The following is a 16,456-nucleotide window of genomic DNA, read 5'->3' as shown; positions in this document are numbered from 1 at the left end:
AAAGAGCCCTGTGTAGGGCTCTTTTTCTATTATTAATCAATTTTAGATACTACTTCACTGTTAAAGTGTATTGTGGTGTTGGATTCAACGGACAAAAGTACACGTACTCCCCTTTTGTTAAGGTTACCTTTTTAGAACTTGACTTACTGTTGTTTTTTACTAAAGAAGTTACATATGCGTTTTTTATATGGTGCTTTTCTTCTGTTTTTCCTTTAGGTGCTAATACAAACCCTACATCGTGTCCTACATTCTTGTTTGAAATTTCAAAAACATAGGTTCCTTCTGAAAGGGATAACGATTTTTGAGTGAATTTTCCTTTTGTTTGTTCTAAAGAAATGGTTTTTGCTTTTTGTGCATTTGCTGTAAATGCTAACCCTACTAATAATACTAAAATAGCTACTACTTTTTTCATTTTTATTGATTTTTATGGTTTTACTTTTTATAGATGAATAGCTCTGTAACCTAAAACCCCATAACTACACTTTGTAAATAAGGCTACAAGAGCTATTCGTTTTTTATGCATTTTGTGTGAATTTTCCTGCTTCTACTTTTGGAAAATCAACTTCAGTTTCTGCTATGTGATTTACATAGTTTGTTAAAGTGTTGGCTACAACATTTAATACAATTTCTAAAATATCTCCGTCGTTATATCCTGCTGCTTTTACCTCAGCTATTTCTGCTGAACTTACATTTCCTTTGTTTTTTGTAACACTTTGTGCAAATTGTAAACCTGCTTTGGTTTTAGTATCAGAAGCCTCAGCTTGTCGGTTTTGTTCAATTTCTTCCTCTGACAAGCCATTGTTTTTTCCTATTGCCGTGTGTGCTGATAAACAGTAGTTACATTCATTTTCTTCTGCTATAACTAAAGCTAATTGCTCTCTAAATTTGTTTGAAAAATTCCCGCTTCCATTTAATTCTCCCAAGTTTAGATAGCTTTGTAAAAGTGCTGGTGAATTTCCCATTACTTTAATTAGGTTTGGAATAAATCCTAACTTATTTTGAACTGCATCAAACAATTCTTTTGATTTTCCTGTTGTGGTTTCTGGATTTAAAGTTTCAATTCTTGTACTCATAATTTTACTATTTTAAAGTTGTCTTTTTAGTTTGTTTTTTCACAGTTACATAATTCTCTTTCAGGAAACTGCTCATCGTATTCTTGATATCCCCAACAATTAGGGCATTGGTTAATTTCTGTTCTCATAATTCGTTGTTTTTGAATTCTGATACAAAGGTGCGACAGGAATAGACCTTAAAAAATGGACAAAGGTTCTTAAAACTTGGACAAGCTATTTTTGCTAACATTTTTCTTACAAAAAACTAGCTTTTTATTCATGGTTTCGTAAAATACAGGTAACGTAACAACACCTTTATAGCTGTACTTTTAAGGCGTCGAAAAGGTTGTTTGTATTAGTGTAACAAAAAACTTTATTAGTTGTGTAGTTTACCACGCGTTGCGTGGTTTTTTCTTTTATAAGCTATAGCTTCTTTTAAATTGTTTTGGCGATTGCCCAGTAGCTTTGGTAAAAAACCGAGAAAAGTAGGCAGGATCGTTGAATCCCAAATCAAAAGCAACTTCTTTAATAGAATCATCTGTGTACAACAACAATCTTTTTGCTTCGGTAATAATTCTATTTTTTATAAAGTCACTAGGAGTTTGTGTTCCTATTTTTTGAAGGTGTTTTGTTAGTGATTTTGGTGATAAACCTAACCGATAAGCATATCCTGTAACTCGGTGTATCTTTTTGAAGTTCTGTTCTACCAATAAGCTAAAATCTTTAAAAAGCTTGGTTTCTACACTCTCCTTTACAACATCTTTTTCTTTTTTTATACGTACAGAATATACAATAAACTGTTTTAAAAGAGATTGTAGCATATCGTATTGCGCTGTTTCTTCTAACTCAAACTCTTCTATTAGGTTTTGAAGAATAAAATCTAATTTTTGCGTTTCTTTTTCTGAAGGTACTACAAAAGGTGTTTCGTATATATTATTAAACAATACTCCGTTACATGACACCTCAGCATCGTGTGTTTGAATACAATAAAAATCTCTTGTAAAACTAAGCTGATAGGCTTCTTTAATTTTTTCTGAATCTACTGAAAAAACTTGTCCTGGTGATAAAAAAAACAGTACCCCATCTTCAAAAGAGTAACTTTTAAAATCGATATTATACCTCCCTTTTCCTTCTTTTATCCAAAACACCTTATATTGATCTATTTGCTGTGGTGAGTTTACCACACATAATTCTTCAAACTGAACTGTTTGTAACGAAAAAATATTTTGATAGGAATAGTTTTGAATATCTTGTACCGCCATTTACGCATAGTTTTTTCCTTTGTCGAAAAAAATGGAGAGAGCTGACAAGTTTTTTATAATTAAAAATTCGCTTTAAAACCCGAATAATTTATGATTCGGTTTTTAAAACGAATTTTAATAATGTAATTTATAGTGAAATTTAAAACCCTCTATATACTTTCCCTTTTATCAGGATTTAAATCTACTCTTAATGAACTAGAAGAAACAGTTATTTTTAAAATGGCACTATCTTTAGGCTCTATAATTACATCTGAACTTTCTTGTCTTTGCGAATAAGTAACATTTTGGAGCCCTTTTTTTATTGACTCTACTAAATTATTTATATTATGCTGATCAGTAAATTCAAAATACATCCACTCTGTGTAATAACAATTCTTATCTATGTCATCATATTTTTTAAAAACAACTTTTGTAATACCTTCTTTACTAATTTCCTTTTCTTCTAAATAAAAATCAATATCTTCATTTAGCTCTTCTGGATATGAGATATTATTATCTAAATCTCCTATAAACCTTGTCAACCAGTAAATATCATTTGCATATCTTTTAGTATAACTTAATATAAGTAACTCTACTAGATTTTCAATGCTTGTTTCTTTTACATATTTTTTAAATTTAATCGAGTCCGGTCTAAGCTCTTCTTTTTTTCATCTCTACCATCTAAAATTAACTCTCCTTTGTAGTATAAAAAATCTAGGTTAAAATCTAATTTCATAATTTGTTTAATATAAAAAAGCTTCCCATCTCTCTTTAGTTTTGAACTTGATTGACCTCTTTTAAAATTATACTCCTTTTTTCATTATTATCTTTCTGGAAATACTATTTCATATTCTTCACCTATTTGATTATCTTCCTTATCAATCTCGTTCCATTCAAATTGATGCTTTAAATTTTCCACTTTAAACCTCTTAGTTAAAGTATCTATAAACTTATTTGCTTCTTCAAATGTCCCTTTTAATTCACAATCGAAAATAAAACCCCGATGTCCATCTTCATGAATATAAATATCCACATTCTCATCGTTATAATTTATTTCTTTTTCTATATCAGAAGCATAACGATCTCTTACTTTAGATGCTATTAATAATTCTTTTAGTAAAGAAATTAACAAATTATAATCTACTTCTATATACCCTGAATATACATATCTTTTTATCATTATTTCTCTGTTTTTTCATTAGAATCATATTTCTTTGCTGGTATATAGAAATTGGTTACTTTTCTCTCCCTATTTTTATCAACAAAATCCCTAATTTCTTTTTTACCTTCTGCTGTTAACTCAGGGGTGAAATAAATAATTTCATCTTTCAACTTAAAAATATGGTTTAACTCAGGGCAATATTTAAAAAACATTTTCATTTCCTTTATAGAACTCTCATAATCAATCCCTTCATTACCTCTTAGTTCATTTTTTCAGAATCAACATCAGGAAGATTTAACAAAACAGGGTCAAGCCAATTAATTAATTTAGCAACTAAATGGTAAATTCCTCCTTTTTCCTTCATAAAAGAAAAGGCCTCTTCTAAATAGCCATCCTTCTCTATATTTTTAGGGGCTCTCAAATACTTTATCATTTCCTTTAGTAATGTTTTTACTTCTGTTTTCATATCGATATTGAAAAAGAAAAACCACCCAATATCAGGTGGTTAATTTTATAACTATAAAAACTCATCTATTTTTTCTTCATATATATTAATTAAAATATAATCTTTTGTCGCTTCAATATTTTTTGTGAGAGAATCTGTAAAAATATATTTTGTTACTTCTCCTACAATTTCTTTTGTATATATCTTTCCTTCAATTACTTCTTCTATCCAACTATGAATATTCAATTGAGGAGTCTTAAATCTAATTTTAAGTGACCTTAAATACCCAATTACCTCTTCATTAAACTCTAAAGGGTAAATATCTTGAAGCTCTCTAATATTTGTGTTTTCAATTAATTCTCTGTTTTTTTCGTCCCATTGCATTTGCCCTGTTTTAATATATCTATACTCCCAAGGATATTTATCTTTTAAAACCCAAATTAATGTACCTACAAAATCTTTTAAAGAACAACTTAAAAGCTTATTTTTAAAAACTTCTCTATGAGGAAAATTTAATTCTAAATATTTGGGGTCAACATATTCATTTGTATCAAGCGCATGTTTCAATGGAGATTGGTAAAATAACCAATCTGTTAATTCTTTATCTGTTATCATAATCTATTTTATTTGTAAATAATGTATTCAATTTTGTCTTTAATTTTACTCAAAATATATTCTTCTTCAAAACGTTCATATTTTAATTGAAATTTTACCTTCTCTTCAAAATATTGAGTTTTCATTATATTCTCAAGAACAAACTTTTCTCTTGCTACTGCTAAACTATCATAAATTTTAATAATTTCATTTTTCTCAAAACTTTTTCCTTTTTTAAGCTTCAAACTATAAACTACTCCATCTAAGTTTATAGCCCTCAATTCATTTAAACCGTATTTTAAAAAAATTTTTATATCATCATCACTAAACCTAGAAAAATTTGGGTGGTTATGTGTAATAATGGCTCCCTTTAACATTCTAATTCTGTCTATAGTCATTTTTTCCTTTTCACCAAAAGCCCTACTAATTAATACTTCATCATTACTCTTTGATGTGAAAGGTCTAGAGGTTTTAAAATGTCCTTGTTTATTCCAGATAAAAGCGTACTCCCATTGATCTTCAATTTCTTTTATTTTCCCTACTTTTTTCAGAATCAAATCTTCTACTTTTTTCAATTCTAAAGGTGCATTATCTAATGCTTTTGGTAGTTTCTTTGAGAATTTAGCAATAAAAGGACTAATATTAAGAGTAGTCTCTAAAAGCTTAACACCTGAAAGCTCTTCCAACACTCTAGTTTTCAAAATTTCATCAATCTCTCCTTTTTTAACCAAATCATCTAAAGATTTAGTGAATTTAGGGTTTTCAACAAGTTCCTTAGCAGTTGCAGATAACTTGTTTTTTAAAAACACGGTTGCTTCACCCGCTAGAGATAACATTTCTAAATAAAATAAGTACTTAGAAGTTGTTTTTCCTAATCCGGTATCATCTAGTTCTGTAAGTTTTAATAAGGTATTTACCGTACCTGAACTTACTTCTATGATCCCTGTTGTTGCTCTGGCTGCTCCTATTAAAGCTGTTAACTGTTTTGTTTTATACAATAAGGTTTTACCATTTTTTAATAGGTTGTAAATACGACCAGCTTTAAGGATGTTTCCTATCCCAGAAACAGTGGTTATAATATCTACTAAGTACTGGCTTCCTTTTAATACATTTTGCCAAAAAGCCGTTTCGTTATTAGCAAATAATACAAAGGCAGGTAATTTAAAGGATAATGTGTCTGAATCATCTCCTTCTTTTAAAATAAACTTCGGTGTTTTGCTATTTATCAACACAATAGGCGCAAAAGGATGATAGAAATACTGTTGTGATTGATAATCATCTACTACTTCTGTACGACCGGTTTCTATAAACCTAGATTTACCATCATCTCCAATATTAATTAGTTCTGGTACTTTTTTGCTGCCTACTTTAACTCTAACTTTAACATCTATTTCCTCCTTTTCTCCTTTCCAGTTTATTTGCGCATTATCATAATGAAATCCTAAGGCTGTATCAGAACGGTAATCTAATAATACGGGGCTTTTTTCAGTAATGTTGATTAGCTTATTAGTTTCAGGATTAATATCGGCATAAGAACTACTTTTCCAGATCTTCCAAATAAAATACACATAGGTTTGAAAATGCTCTCCATCTAGCCCTTTTACAAGCTTATATAACAATAATTTGCCATCCACTTTTCTGGTAATTAAATTGGAAATAAATTCATTATTAATACCTGCTATATGTTGTTTTTCTTTTTCGGTTTTAATAACTCTATTGCCAAATGTTTCTTCTACCTGTTTATGTGTGTATCTGTGGTAAATAATTTTTAACAGCTTTAGTATCAAATCTTCATCATTAATACTTAAATTATTACGGACATATCCTTTTGCTAAAATTTCTAAGGTGTTCCACAAAGAGGCACTCCCTTCAAACCTATCGTATAAAGGTTGTGATAAGTGATATATTAATGCTACTTTTTTTGCGTCGGCTCCACTTCTATTTAAAATCCCTACTATATGTGCTGTAACTTCTACTAAAAAATAGCTGCGCCATTTTGATCTGAAATCATTAAACTCATCGTAATAATAAAAGATGGTTTGGTTTAAAAAACTTAATACCGTTGTTAAGTCTTTAAAGTGAATTCGTATCCCCATAAAAGGATAATCTTCTTCAGCAGGTACAACTCTTCTAACTTCATTGCTATCTTTTTTATAATAATATGATAATTGATAAGTATATTCTCCTCTTGCACCACTTCTGGACAAAATTGGAAAACGGTGCAATAGCCCCCCTGTATTTTCAGATTCTATTTTTATTTTTTCATTAGCAGATTCCCCATATACATTTGTATAATGATACGTTACTATAGGTGTGTATTCTTTTACATATAAAAAAGTACTGGGCTTATAGCTTATATAATCATTAGAACTACTAGCATAGGTAGCAAAAATTACCGCTACTAAATGATTTTCTTCGTTTATATAAAATTCATATCCTTGGTTAAATATTTCATCTGGTATACGTACTTCTTTAAGGTTAGCTAGTTCTTCTTTATCAAAAACCCTATCATCTTTATCATAAGAAATGTTTTTATAAAAAACCTCTCCCGAACTAAATCCATGCAATGTATAAGCCACATTATTTTCATCTATATACAAGGTTTGAGGTATACTAGCTTCCTTGTATGCTTGTTGAAAAACTCGTATTTGCATCGCTTCTTCTTCATAAGATGCTTGCTGTGTAATTTTTTTTAAGATTACTTCTTGGCTTCCTTTTTCTTTGAATTCTGGTATTTTCAGATATTCAAGTAAATCTTCTATATCTATAATTTTTTTCATTCTTTCTCTTTTAATTCAACAATCGGTAACCTACACCTACATTATGGGTAGGTTGATTGAGTTGGTTGATGTTTACTCGGTAACTAGCAAACCATTTTCCTTTTCGGTTGTATTGCAGTCCGAAACTGAGGTTGTCAAAGGTTTGTGGGTTTCCTCCTATCTCGGTAAAGAGATACAAGCCACTTCTGTAGCTTTTTGGATGCTCAATCGTTTTGGTAATAGTTATTTCTCGGGGTACTTTGAGTTTATACGATAACTGACTATCTAACAATTTTCCTTTTACCAAATCGTAGTTATAAATTTCTACATCGGCATTCTTTAAAGTATCTCGGTATATTTTTGCGGCTACATAGTCGTTAGTGTCTTTGATAAAAATGGTGTCTTTTACAATCTTGGTGACATCATTTTTATGGACATACACTTTTTGGTATTTAATGGTTTGCACCTTAAACGTGTCTATTTTAGTTTGCCAAACGGTGTCTTTTCCCACGGTTATTTTAGGTTCTTGAGGTGCTACTTTTTGGTTTCTTTTATTAAAAAGATTGACAAATAACAACACTATAATGACACCCAATAGCAACCTATCGGTTTTATGATTAAAAAAATTCATGCTTTTTTGTTTTAGGTTTTATACCATTTACAACTTGAAATCATAACTGGTATTAGAAAAATGTTTGTCAGTTCAAAGAGCGAAGAATGCGTAACGAGAAATCACATAAAAATGAGATTTCTCCTCGTACCTTGTCGAAATGACACAAAACACTAAAATTTACTAGAAAAAGAACCACTAAAAACAAATGCTAGTGGTTAAAACTTTTGGGTTGTTGGTTATGGGGTGTATATATTAGTTCTATAAGTTATATTCAACCTAACTTCTCCATTAGAAAAATTAACATTCTCAATATAAGAGCCATTTAATTCTCTAAATCTAAGCGTTCCAGAACCTACATTGAAATCTACTAATAGTTTATCTGGATTTGCATAATTACTTCCATTAAAAAGAGTCATATTTGAAGAAATCCAGTAACCAGAAGCTGATGCAGGGAAAGGCATACCACCTATGTTTAAATCTAATGTACTTCCTGTCCCATTTATATTTTGTATTTGCAAATACAAATGAACTAAATTACCTATTCTAACATAAGATGAGCCAGTAGTACTACCATTAGTATAAGTGCCTCCTCCAAGTACTGGAGTAAAAGCACCCTCCTCATAAAAATTTGCTTTTTGTAAGCCTGCATTAGTGGCATCTGCTAGAGGAATTACTGCATCTGTTCCTGTGCTAGAAGCTACCGTTCTTGTGGCTGCATCATATGATAAATCGGTAGCTCCTCCACTGCCTGCTGTCGCATTAATTATAGGTTGTAGAGGGTCTGTAGCATCAATCGTAATGTTTGAACCTGCTTGTAGTTGTGGGATGTCATTTAAATGAGCTATAATACCAGATTTACCTTGAAGTGTATGAACTGTGCTCCCTACAATATCTGCCTCAATGGTGGCTGAACCTGCATTTCCAGACTCAGTAAAATCTAAGGCATTTCCTCCTGTCCTAATCCTTCCTCCTGAAGTTATATTTTTTGCCGCATTTACAGAGTCATTACTTTGAATATATTCTGTATATAAACTTGACCCAATGGTTTTAACACCTGTTATTGTTTGATTAGTATCAATCGTAACAAAATTTCCATTGACTCCTCCTGATAGACTACTTAAATCTACCGTAAAAGTAGAATTATCATCACGGGTAAAGGTTGCCAACCCATTGGCATCAACGGTTCCTGATACCAATCGTGCTAAGTTGGTATTGTCTAAATATGGTGTTAAATCAATTTGTGATACACTTACTCCGTCTTTTAATAAATCAACGGTATTGGTTCCTGAAATAGGTGATAAGGTATATTCAGGAACTTGCTGCTCAGAAGCTACACTTACCTCTCCTGTTTCATCAATTACAAACCTTCGGTTTGCTTCTCCTTCAGGTTGTTTTGCATCGATATAACTATCAATTAAATCGGAATATTGTTGTTGTGTAGGCTTGTCACCTGTTTCAAAAAATTGTTTTAAAGTTTCTTTGTTTTGTTTCATTTTTGTTCTTTTTTATCGTTTTTAAATTTGTTTTTGATAAAAAAGAGGCGCTAAAAACGAATGCTAGCGACTAAACTTTTGTGTTTTTTATTCTTTTTCTTCAAGCAAGGGTTCTAATGTATTTATTAACCTGCCACTGCTCTAATCTTTTTTACAAAGTAGTTTATATGGTATAATTTTAATGATATACCCAATTTGTTCCGTCGTACATTACTAAAGCAATGTTACTTCCTCCTTCAGATGCAACTCCTCTATACGCTACTGAACCTGCATCTGTTATCGTTGCTATATCTCCTGCAGATGGTGAAGAAGGTAAATTAGCGAAAGTTACTGGTGTTGTGTTTATTGATGTAGAAGTTAATTTACTTGTACTTATACTTCCTGCAAATTCAGAAGGTAATGTACTTTCTGATTTGATGAAATAAGAATTTCCATTTACAGTAGGTAAAGCATCGTTTCCAGCTCTTATATAAGCTAAATCACCTGTTACTGTAGCTGAACCTCCATCTATATCTAGATACATTACGCTTGCTTCCCCTACTGAACCGTTTGTGAAGACTAATGAATTATGCTCTCCTTGCATATAATTAGCAGTAGCACCAGTGTTATCTATAATTGTTGATGAGCTAATACCTCTTAGATAATCAATAGTTGCAGCACCTGTAATTTTACTATCATTAGTTGTACCAACAACAAAATTTCCGTCACCATTACCTGAAGCTTCTCCTGTATTTTTAGTTCCATAAGCAAAATTAAAGTTGCTAGAGCTAGAATTTCTCCCCACTAAGTTACTTCCAGTAACCCCTGCATCTTCAACTGTAGAATTATTTACAACTCTGGCTACCAAGCCAAAAGTGTTAGTATTTGTATTAGAAGGCGTTGAAGAAGCTTGTCTATCTACATCAATAAATTGAGAAGCGTTGGTACTAGTAGAGGTTGATTTCTTTTTAACGGTAAAGTTTGAGCCTGCTATTCCTGAAGTGGTACCTAATGGATCAACTACTATTCCTTTACTATAAACTTCTCCTTCTGTATCTATATTACCTAATTTATCTACAGTAAAGGTGTTTGTGCCTTGGCTTTGTCCTACATAATTATAACCATCCGCTGTTACATCTGCATCAGAAACAATACTATCACCATTACCTTGATTAAACGATTTAATACCTGTACCTTCACTAGCATTTATAGAATATATACCTGAATTTATTGAACTTCCATTGTAAGACCTTATCCCAATTCCTCCTCCATAGTTTTCTGAGTCTATTCCTGTACCTGTTAATTGGTTATTAGAATAAATTCCTATCCCTGTAGAATTGTTTTCTGAATAAACTCCTGTTCCTGTGCCTTCATTAACAGAAACCATTCCTTCACCATCCAAATTATTTAAAGAATATATGTTATTTCCATCAGCATCATTTTGAGTATATATGCTAGCTGAAAAAGCTGTATTAGTCATACTCAAACCTATCTGTCCATCAACTGAAACATTTGAAACTATATTTGGATTTGCAGTTCCTGTATTAAATGTTTTAGTTCCTGTTATTGTTTCATTAGATGTTTTGTCAACAAAATCTGCTGCATCTTTACCTCCTATAGTCATTGCATCAACGTTTGTTAATTGACTTCCATTACCGTTAACATCTAATTTATTAGTTAACGTAGTTTCTATGTTTTGAACCTGATTAACAAATGCATCTGAGGTCTTTATTATAGGATTATCTGGGTCTGTAGTATCAATCGTAATATTTGTTCCCGCTTGATATTGAGGAACAGTATCTTTTAAGTTACTCAAATCTACTGTAAAAGTTGAGTTATCATCACGAACAAATGTCGCTAACCCATTAGCATCAACTGTTCCTGATACTAATCGTGCTAAATTCGTATTGTCTAAATACAGCGTTAAGTCAATTTGTGATACACTTACTCCGTCTTTTAATAAATCAACCGTGTTAGTTCCAGAAATGGGAGATAATGTATATTCAGGAACTTGCTGCTCAGAAGCTACACTTACCTCTCCTGTTTCATCAATTACAAACCTTCGGTTTGCTTCTCCTTCAGGTTGTTTTGCATCGATATAACTATCAATTAAATCGGCATATTGTTGTTGTGTTGGCTTATCGCCTGTTTCAAAAAATTGTTTTAAGGTTTCTTTGTTTTGTTTCATTTTTGTTCTTTTTTATCATTTTTAAGTTATTTTTGATAAAAAAGAGCCGCTAAAAACTGTTTTTGTTAGGGGCTAAACTTTCTAATTATTTCAAATATTAATTTTTAATACAACTAACTTAATATCTCCTTTGATGTATATGAGAAATTTATGTATAACGTTTCATTATCCCAAACCCTATCTTTAATATTTACTCTTCCTAAATCATGTCTTACATAACAACCATAATTCTCATGAGCTTGTATATTATAAACGGTTCCTGAGACAGATACACCAATAGGGAAACCGGCAATGTTAGGTGCTATATATACTTCTCCATAAGTAGCTTGGCCATCAGACGTTACACCTGATAATATTATATCAACAAAAACACGGTCTCCAATAGTATAATACTCCCCTTCTGAATTCTCTACTGAAAATGAAGAACCTGTAGCAAAAAAACTAGGTGTAAATACACCTTCTGTAATATTAACTCTAGGTGCTGCATTAATCACTGGTTGTAAAGGATCTGTTTCATCAATCATAATATTAGTTCCTGCTTGGTAAGTTGGAACTTGTTGCTCAGAAGCTACACTTACTTCTCCGGTTTCATCAATTACAAACCTTCGGTTTGCTTCTCCTTCGGGTTGTTTGGCATCAATATAACTATCAATTAAATCGGAATACTGTTCTTGAGTAGGTTTATCGCCTGTTTCAAAAAATTGCTTTAAGGTTTCTTTGTTTTGTTTCATGTTTTGTTCTTTTTTATCGTTTTTAAATTATTTTTTTGATAAAAAAGAGCCGCTAAAAAGAGTGTTAGCGACTAAACTTTTTCTTTGTCGTTGTTTTTTTGTTTTTCGGTTGTTTGCTCTAAGGTACTTTGCATACCCGCTTGTTTTAACAAACTGTGCAATGCTTTAAAGGGGTTTACTCCATAAATTTTGTTGTAGTTTTCTAAAATTGACTTTGTTTCGGTAATAGCTATAAATCCTGCTATTATTTTTAAAAAAGGAACTTCATTTACAATGTGTTTTTCTAAAAAATAAGCTGATATAATTACCAAGTTATAAATAACAAACTTAGAAATGGTATGTCCAATTCGTTCGCTTTTTATAGGTATTTGTAACTTTAAAGAAGCATAGGCTCCTGTAATAAAATCAACTACGATTAGCAACATCATGGTAGTTAACACTCCATTTAAAGGCGACAATAAAGCAAGCAACCAAAAAATGAAATGTGAAAATTTATCCATTCTTTTTTAGTTTTCTAAAGTCTAATACCCTGTTTTTAGGATATGCTTTAATACTTACACTATTTCCTTGATTACCTCCTAATAGATATACATATCGTCTGGTTTCTTTAATTAAAAAGCCAACATGTCCTTTCCAGCTACTAGGATTTTCTCTCCATAAAACTACCACATCTCCTGGTTCTGGATTTGTAGTAGAGTCTCCTACCGACAACCAACTACGCGCTGTTAATTGGTTAGTGTGTTCATAACCTGCTTTTTTGGCTACCCAATTTGCAAAGGCACTACACCAAGCGGTTTCATCTTTAAATTTTCCTCCATCAAAACCTAATGAAGTAAAATAGTTTACAATTTGAGGATGATCTTTTGAGCCTTTCACCTCTTTGACTCCGTATTGCGATAACGCTACTGATATTAAATTATTCATACAAATGTTTAATTTTTTTAAAGCGCTTGCAGACAAAACTTGTAAGTTGTTGATTCTTTTTCTTTTTTCTAGACCTGAAAGGGGTTAATCATAACTTTTTTTCGTTTCTGCTTACATTAAAGATTAATAAATAATAATGAACTGTTAGAAAAGCAAGACAAATATACAACATATTACAGTTAAAAACAAAACAAATTACAAATATTTTGCATTATGTTTTAATTTAGAGGTGTTATTGAAAATTCACTATAACTTTTTACATAAAAAAAACCGTCTAAAATTTTAGGCGGTTTTAAAACTTCTATCAAATCTAACTAAGCTTTTATAAAAATATTTTTAATCTATAAAGCTTGATAAGCTTCTTTAGCTTCTATAACTTCATTTTTAAAACCATTAATATTCGGTGAAAACTTATCAATTAAACCGTCTAGACAATCTATAAACTCTTTACTTTGTAACTCATAAGAAACCTTTTCAAATCTAGAACATATCCACTCGATAGATACAAGATCTAACTGATTTAACAACTCTATAGTAACACTAGGCTTTTTTAACAACACCTGCTCTATTTCATCTAGTAAAACATCTATTTTGGGATCATTTACATGAGTGCTTTCCATGTACTCAACGTCTTTTTTTATTTTCTCTACTAATTCTTTCATTATCTTAATTTTAAAAAGGGTTAATTTCTAATTCTTGTACACTTTTTCTTGGTTGCATAGCATTATCTGGAAAAATAGTTGCTGGTTTTCCTTTAGTTTTAATAACTCCTACCCTTACACCATCATATACATCAAATAGTGGAGGTGGTCCATCTTGTAATTGTTTAAATGCATCTAAATTATTCCTAACAACATATTTATATGCTTCTTCAATTTTAGCACTATTCCAATCTTTAGGAAACCATGATTGTCCTGTATTATTTCTTCCTTCAACCAACTTCTTAATTCTCTTATCATGACCTTCTACACCACCAATTCTTACACCGTTTTCATAGGTATGCTCAACCCTATATTTTCTTCCTATCTCATCTAAGAAAACCAAATTATCCTGACCATGCCCACCTACTCTCATTTTCCCTGGCAACATGCTTCTCTTAGGATTAGCAGGCAAAGAAAACTCTCCATGATTTACGTGCTTTAACACATCTTCTGTTATCTCAGAAAAAATTCGTTTTATATCATCCAAATATTTTTTAATAGCATCATCTGTTTTACCTTTGAATTTAGTAAAGATTTCTTTTAAGAACTCTTCTGCTTGCTTTTTAGTTAAATCTGCTGCAATATTTTTACCATCGTATAAAAATGAATACAATCCGTCTTCATTTTTAATCATACTTACCCCAAGACCATTCAGTTTTCTCCAAGCACTTGCCTTAAATATTTTAAATACAGTCTCTACAAAAATACTTACAGGATCTACTAATGTATAAGCTACATTATCAATCACTAAAGCCTTAGCCTGAAACTTAACAACCAACTCACCAATCCATTTTTTAAGATCATCTAAGTGTTTTACAAAGTTTTTGGCAAATTCTTTAAGCTTTCTAATCGCAGCTAAAACTACATCTACTGTTATTTCTGCTGTTTTTACCACTTTTTTAGCTACTACATTCGCTAACTCTTGATACGATTTTAATACTGCTTTGGTTGCTTTGGCTATATTGGCTGTTCCTCCAGTAGCAATAAACTGTACTACTTCCGAAGCTATAAAACCAACCAAAAACCCTATATAATACCCTAAAGCACCTGGATCTATCATGATTTTTGTATTGAATGCCTTAGCAAATAAACCTATTAATAGTTTAGCAGTAGTTATAGGCATTTCTATTAAAAACTGCATCCATGCTTTTAGGTTTGTTAACGTGAAGGTATTGAGCACTAAATCGATAAGGTTTTCAAAACCTTCTGCTAATAAACGTAGGTAATGACCTGGTTTTTCAAAGAACTTTCCTGTTTGGATAACGCCATTTAAAACATCTACCAAAATAGCTAAAATATCAAAGATAGATTTAAAGAAATCAATAATACTATTAATAAGCCCTACTAACAATCCGTTAATAAAATCGTAGGTGTTTTGTGCGTTTTCTTTTACACCGTCTAAAAACTCTTTAAGTATACCTGGTACGTGCTTAAATAACTTAGTAATACGTTCACTTTTAAAAGGCATAAGCTCTTTAAACAACCAATGTTTATTAAATCGCTCTGCAAACGTTACAACTGGAGCTTCAACAGGAACTACATATTTTTTATAAATTGAATTTGCTAATTCTTCGGAAGAAAAACTCTCATTAATATTAAGTTTTGGTAATAGCGGATTGTATTTTGAGTTCTCTTTTCCTTCATCCGTTGTTTTCCAATAGTTTTCACCTAACTGTAACTTACCTATTTCTTCGCCTGAGCTTTTTAAGAATTTAGACAAATTACTTAAGGTAACATCCGCTCCCCAACGTACTATTTGCCCTCCTTTTTTCAATACCAAATAAAAATCGCTCTCTGTTGATTTTTTAAGTTCTTGCTCAAGCATTTTACTTAGCTCGTTCGTAAATACATCTACTCCATAAGCTCTAACAATTTTCGCTATGCAAATTCTGTTCGTTTCTATAAGAGAATTTACATTTTTCCCTTTTTTTATTCTGAACACTGTTCCAAAAAGGTTACTTCCCGAGCTACGCTCAATAAAAATAACTACCTCGTGTGCACTTACATTTTGTATCGCTTCATAAGCTTGTAATAATTGCGCTCCATCTTCAGAAATAAATACAGTTGTAAAAGCTTCATATTGGATACTTTTAACATCTCTGGTAGTTGGTGAAGGATTTGCATTTACAATTACCTCCTCTAAATCGATACTATTATCAAGTTGGATATAAAACTTCTCATTAATTTTGTAATATGATAATATTCCACTATCAAAATCAAAGATGGTATTTTGAATAAATGTAAAGTTTTCATCATTTTCTTCGTATTCTAGTTTACTAATTTGTCCATAAGGCGAATTATTTTCTAGAAAAAAATCTCCATATTCACCAGACAATCGACTATTAAAATGTAGTAACCATTTATCTGCAGTTTTTACTCCTTTTTCTATTTCTACATATATATTGGGACTTGGAACTGCGGTTTCTTTTATTTTTTGTTGCTGAACATCTGAAAACACCACCAAATCTTTAAAATTGGTTTTGTGTTTAAAATGTTTGCTTCCATATTCATGAGCATGCATATTTTTTTGTTTTTTATGATTAGTAAAAAACAAACCTCACCCAGCCCTTCTCT

Annotated in this window: 17 protein-coding genes; all 17 read right to left on the bottom strand. The window is 31.2% G+C overall.

Going from position 1 to position 16,456, the window contains the following annotated elements; genetic code table 11:
* Positions 1 to 49: 49 nt before the first annotated feature.
* Complete coding sequence (locus tag D6T69_RS03050; RefSeq protein WP_125066394.1) at positions 50 to 412, bottom strand: cupredoxin domain-containing protein; 363 nt, start codon at positions 410 to 412, stop codon at positions 50 to 52.
* Between the two features lie 103 nt (positions 413 to 515).
* Complete coding sequence (locus tag D6T69_RS03045; RefSeq protein ID WP_125066393.1) at positions 516 to 1,073, bottom strand: carboxymuconolactone decarboxylase family protein; 558 nt, start codon at positions 1,071 to 1,073, stop codon at positions 516 to 518.
* Between the two features lie 395 nt (positions 1,074 to 1,468).
* On the bottom strand, positions 1,469 to 2,314 hold the full coding sequence (locus tag D6T69_RS03040) for a helix-turn-helix domain-containing protein (RefSeq protein WP_125066392.1): 846 nt from the start codon (positions 2,312 to 2,314) through the stop codon (positions 1,469 to 1,471).
* Positions 2,315 to 2,463: 149 nt separating this feature from the next.
* Positions 2,464 to 2,835 (bottom strand): hypothetical protein, encoded by a 372-nt coding sequence (locus D6T69_RS03035; protein WP_125066391.1) that lies wholly within the window; start codon positions 2,833 to 2,835, stop codon positions 2,464 to 2,466.
* Positions 2,836 to 3,116: 281 nt separating this feature from the next.
* Positions 3,117 to 3,473 (bottom strand): hypothetical protein, encoded by a 357-nt coding sequence (locus D6T69_RS03030; RefSeq protein WP_125066390.1) that lies wholly within the window; start codon positions 3,471 to 3,473, stop codon positions 3,117 to 3,119.
* On the bottom strand, positions 3,473 to 3,667 hold the full coding sequence (locus D6T69_RS03025) for a hypothetical protein (protein WP_125066389.1): 195 nt from the start codon (positions 3,665 to 3,667) through the stop codon (positions 3,473 to 3,475). The genes D6T69_RS03030 and D6T69_RS03025 overlap by 1 nt, the downstream gene beginning before the upstream one ends.
* Positions 3,668 to 3,714: 47 nt before the next feature.
* Positions 3,715 to 3,921, bottom strand: a complete 207-nt coding sequence (locus D6T69_RS03020) for a hypothetical protein (protein WP_125066388.1) — start codon at positions 3,919 to 3,921, stop codon at positions 3,715 to 3,717.
* 51 nt (positions 3,922 to 3,972) lie between these two features.
* On the bottom strand, positions 3,973 to 4,515 hold the full coding sequence (locus tag D6T69_RS03015; RefSeq protein WP_125066387.1) for a hypothetical protein: 543 nt from the start codon (positions 4,513 to 4,515) through the stop codon (positions 3,973 to 3,975).
* A gap of 8 nt (positions 4,516 to 4,523) precedes the next feature.
* Positions 4,524 to 7,274, bottom strand: coding sequence for a hypothetical protein (locus tag D6T69_RS03010; protein ID WP_125066386.1), 2,751 nt, complete (start codon positions 7,272 to 7,274; stop codon positions 4,524 to 4,526).
* A 10-nt stretch (positions 7,275 to 7,284) separates the two neighbouring features.
* Positions 7,285 to 7,884 carry a hypothetical protein gene (locus tag D6T69_RS03005; RefSeq protein ID WP_125066385.1) on the bottom strand — a complete coding sequence of 200 codons (600 nt, stop codon included), beginning with the start codon at positions 7,882 to 7,884 and terminating at the stop codon, positions 7,285 to 7,287.
* Between the two features lie 218 nt (positions 7,885 to 8,102).
* Positions 8,103 to 9,359, bottom strand: coding sequence for an autotransporter outer membrane beta-barrel domain-containing protein (locus D6T69_RS03000; RefSeq protein WP_125066384.1), 1,257 nt, complete (start codon positions 9,357 to 9,359; stop codon positions 8,103 to 8,105).
* 178 nt (positions 9,360 to 9,537) lie between these two features.
* Entirely contained in the window at positions 9,538 to 11,526 is a 1,989-nt protein-coding gene (locus tag D6T69_RS02995; protein ID WP_125066383.1) for a beta strand repeat-containing protein, read from the bottom strand.
* 113 nt (positions 11,527 to 11,639) lie between these two features.
* Complete coding sequence (locus tag D6T69_RS02990) at positions 11,640 to 12,257, bottom strand: hypothetical protein (protein WP_125066382.1); 618 nt, start codon at positions 12,255 to 12,257, stop codon at positions 11,640 to 11,642.
* Positions 12,258 to 12,328: 71 nt separating this feature from the next.
* A complete protein-coding gene (locus D6T69_RS02985) occupies positions 12,329 to 12,757 on the bottom strand; it encodes a phage holin family protein (RefSeq protein ID WP_125066381.1) in 429 nt (142 codons plus the stop codon).
* Positions 12,750 to 13,181, bottom strand: a complete 432-nt coding sequence (locus tag D6T69_RS02980; RefSeq protein WP_073182396.1) for a TIGR02594 family protein — start codon at positions 13,179 to 13,181, stop codon at positions 12,750 to 12,752. The genes D6T69_RS02985 and D6T69_RS02980 overlap by 8 nt, the downstream gene beginning before the upstream one ends.
* A 341-nt stretch (positions 13,182 to 13,522) precedes the next feature.
* Positions 13,523 to 13,843, bottom strand: coding sequence for a hypothetical protein (locus D6T69_RS02975; protein WP_073182395.1), 321 nt, complete (start codon positions 13,841 to 13,843; stop codon positions 13,523 to 13,525).
* Between the two features lie 10 nt (positions 13,844 to 13,853).
* Positions 13,854 to 16,403 carry an EndoU domain-containing protein gene (locus tag D6T69_RS02970; protein WP_125066380.1) on the bottom strand — a complete coding sequence of 850 codons (2,550 nt, stop codon included), beginning with the start codon at positions 16,401 to 16,403 and terminating at the stop codon, positions 13,854 to 13,856.
* Positions 16,404 to 16,456 lie beyond the last annotated feature (53 nt).

The sequence above is a fragment of the Tenacibaculum singaporense genome (assembly GCF_003867015.1).
GTDB lineage: Bacteria > Bacteroidota > Bacteroidia > Flavobacteriales > Flavobacteriaceae > Polaribacter > Polaribacter singaporensis.
Note: the sequence above shows the minus strand (reverse complement) of the source record. Positions and strands in the feature narration are given on the sequence as shown.

Bases quoted from the DNA above. Each gene is read 5' to 3' on its own strand.
- D6T69_RS03040 (WP_125066392.1), bottom strand. From the start codon at position 2,314: ATGGCGGTACAAGATATTCAAAACTATTCCTATCAAAATATTTTTTCG.
- D6T69_RS02995 (WP_125066383.1), bottom strand. From the start codon at position 11,526: ATGAAACAAAACAAAGAAACCTTAAAACAATTTTTTGAAACAGGCGAT.
- D6T69_RS03015 (WP_125066387.1), bottom strand. From the start codon at position 4,515: ATGATAACAGATAAAGAATTAACAGATTGGTTATTTTACCAATCTCCA.
- D6T69_RS03000 (WP_125066384.1), bottom strand. From the start codon at position 9,359: ATGAAACAAAACAAAGAAACTTTAAAACAATTTTTTGAAACAGGTGAC.
- D6T69_RS03045 (WP_125066393.1), bottom strand. From the start codon at position 1,073: ATGAGTACAAGAATTGAAACTTTAAATCCAGAAACCACAACAGGAAAA.
- D6T69_RS02980 (WP_073182396.1), bottom strand. From the start codon at position 13,181: ATGAATAATTTAATATCAGTAGCGTTATCGCAATACGGAGTCAAAGAG.
- D6T69_RS03025 (WP_125066389.1), bottom strand. From the start codon at position 3,667: ATGTTTTTTAAATATTGCCCTGAGTTAAACCATATTTTTAAGTTGAAA.
- D6T69_RS02985 (WP_125066381.1), bottom strand. From the start codon at position 12,757: ATGGATAAATTTTCACATTTCATTTTTTGGTTGCTTGCTTTATTGTCG.
- D6T69_RS03030 (WP_125066390.1), bottom strand. From the start codon at position 3,473: ATGATAAAAAGATATGTATATTCAGGGTATATAGAAGTAGATTATAAT.
- D6T69_RS02975 (WP_073182395.1), bottom strand. From the start codon at position 13,843: ATGAAAGAATTAGTAGAGAAAATAAAAAAAGACGTTGAGTACATGGAA.
- D6T69_RS03050 (WP_125066394.1), bottom strand. From the start codon at position 412: ATGAAAAAAGTAGTAGCTATTTTAGTATTATTAGTAGGGTTAGCATTT.
- D6T69_RS03010 (WP_125066386.1), bottom strand. From the start codon at position 7,274: ATGAAAAAAATTATAGATATAGAAGATTTACTTGAATATCTGAAAATA.
- D6T69_RS03005 (WP_125066385.1), bottom strand. From the start codon at position 7,884: ATGAATTTTTTTAATCATAAAACCGATAGGTTGCTATTGGGTGTCATT.
- D6T69_RS02990 (WP_125066382.1), bottom strand. From the start codon at position 12,257: ATGAAACAAAACAAAGAAACCTTAAAGCAATTTTTTGAAACAGGCGAT.
- D6T69_RS02970 (WP_125066380.1), bottom strand. From the start codon at position 16,403: ATGCATGCTCATGAATATGGAAGCAAACATTTTAAACACAAAACCAAT.
- D6T69_RS03020 (WP_125066388.1), bottom strand. From the start codon at position 3,921: ATGAAAACAGAAGTAAAAACATTACTAAAGGAAATGATAAAGTATTTG.